3 protein-coding genes and 1 pseudogene are annotated in these 1684 nt (G+C 49.1%); all 4 read left to right on the top strand.

The annotated features are described in order from the left end of the window. The first annotated feature begins 77 nt into the window (after window positions 1–77). On the top strand, window positions 78–347 hold the full coding sequence (locus U869_RS0128970) for a hypothetical protein (protein WP_025123938.1): 270 nt from the start codon (window positions 78–80) through the stop codon (window positions 345–347). 127 nt (window positions 348–474) lie between these two features. Continuing rightward, window positions 475–1122 carry a recombinase family protein gene (locus U869_RS0128975; protein ID WP_025123937.1) on the top strand — a complete coding sequence of 216 codons (648 nt, stop codon included), beginning with the start codon at window positions 475–477 and terminating at the stop codon, window positions 1120–1122. Next, a pseudogene (locus U869_RS0128980) lies at window positions 1119–1370 on the top strand (Rpn family recombination-promoting nuclease/putative transposase); the annotation flags it as partial. The gene U869_RS0128975 and the pseudogene U869_RS0128980, both read left to right, overlap by 4 nt. A 53-nt stretch (window positions 1371–1423) precedes the next feature. Then, the coding region (locus U869_RS0128985; RefSeq protein WP_025124011.1) for a transposase at window positions 1424–1684 on the top strand (261 nt) is incomplete at its 3' end.

A 1684-nucleotide genomic window follows, 5' to 3' on the forward strand; every position in this document is an offset into this window, starting at 1 on the left:
CCGGTTTTACTTGACCATTACAAGCTGTTAAGCTCCTTATGCTAATCTTTTTCCTAAAGATTAAGATAGGTGACCCTATGGAATGGCTGATAATTGATGTTATTTATTTGAGAACAACAGAATGCTACATGCTCATTCTTCGCAGTGAATCATTAAAAATGATGGCGGAAGTCATCTCCGAAACGCCTGTACAACCTGGCGATATTCTTTATCCCGTACGCGATGCTATCTATCTGATTAACAAAAACGAAAACCAGCCCGCGAAAGCCATTAGTGCCTCTCAGTTTTCTGCCACTCGGTGGCGTTTCCTGCAAGAATCATCTCAAGCCTTTGGCAATCTGAAATAAATGTTTTATATGAGTATACCCTTTTGAGAGTATGTGAGTTCGAAACAAAATGGGTATCATAGGGATTGATTTTTGACTTATGGTATCTGAGAATCTCATAGTCTAATGTCTATTGAGATTAAAATGTATGGCTCTCGTAGGTTATGCACGTGTATCGACGACCGACCAGGATCTGACACATCAGATCACGGTGTTGACTTCCGCTGGCTGCCGTAAAATTTTCTCTGAGAAAATGACCGGTACCAGGAAAGAAGGGCGCCAGGCGCTCGATGAATGTCTCGATTACTTGCGGGAAGGGGATACATTGGTAGTGACCCGTATCGACCGTCTGTCACGCAGCCTTCGTGACCTGCAAAACCTGGTACATGAGCTTGAAGGGCAAAACATCAAGCTCAGAGCGACAGAGCAGGCCATTGATACGTCCTCCGCTTCCGGCAAGGCTTTTCTGGATATGCTGGGCGTCTTCGCCGAGTTCGAGACGCGCCTGCGTCAGGAACGCCAGCGGGAAGGTATTGCCCGGGCGAAAGCTAAAGGTGCATATAAAGGAAGAAAACCCACCGCTCAGGCGAAAACGCAGCAGGTCATTGAATTGACAATGGCCGGATTAACACGTGAAGCGGTTGCTGGCCAATTGGGTATCGGCAAGGCCAGCGTCTATCGGATATTAAAAGCCTGGCGGCAGCAACATCCTGGCGCTATCCTGCCCGGGGAGCGGGTGAAGCCCTCGCTCTGCCATAGTGAGCCAATGACCGAACGTGCTACGATAGCCCCATGAAAAAACATACAACACCCCATGATGCCACATTCCGGCAATTTCTGATGCACCCCGAGATTGCCCGCGATTTTATGGACATCCATCTGCCAACTGAGTTGCGCGCCATCTGCGACCTCAGTACGCTGAAACTGGAGTCCGGCTCCTTTGTCGAAGATGACCTTCGCCAGCATTTCAGCGACGTGCTCTACAGCCTGAAAACCACCACCGGCACTGACGGTTACGTGCACGTCCTTATCGAACACCAGTCCTGAACCGTACCGGGTTTCTTGGAGACTAAACTCTTAGTGAAAGGAGACCCAAAATGAAATCACAATCTGCCAAACGCTATCCCCCTGAATTGCGTGAGCGCGCAGTCAGAATGTTGTTGGAACACCGTGATGAGTATGACTCTGAGCCAGATGCCATTCGTGCCATCTCGTCAAAAATCGGATGCCATTACGACACTCTGCGAGCCTGGTTACTTCAGCATAAAAATGATGTCCGTGGGGGTATCAGCCCCGTCAGCACTGATGATGGTGGACTGAGTACCGATGAGCGCCAGCGTTTAAAAGAACTGGAACGT

It is taken from the genome of Serratia sp. H1w, from assembly GCF_000633355.1.
Taxonomy (GTDB): Bacteria; Pseudomonadota; Gammaproteobacteria; order Enterobacterales; family Enterobacteriaceae; genus Chania.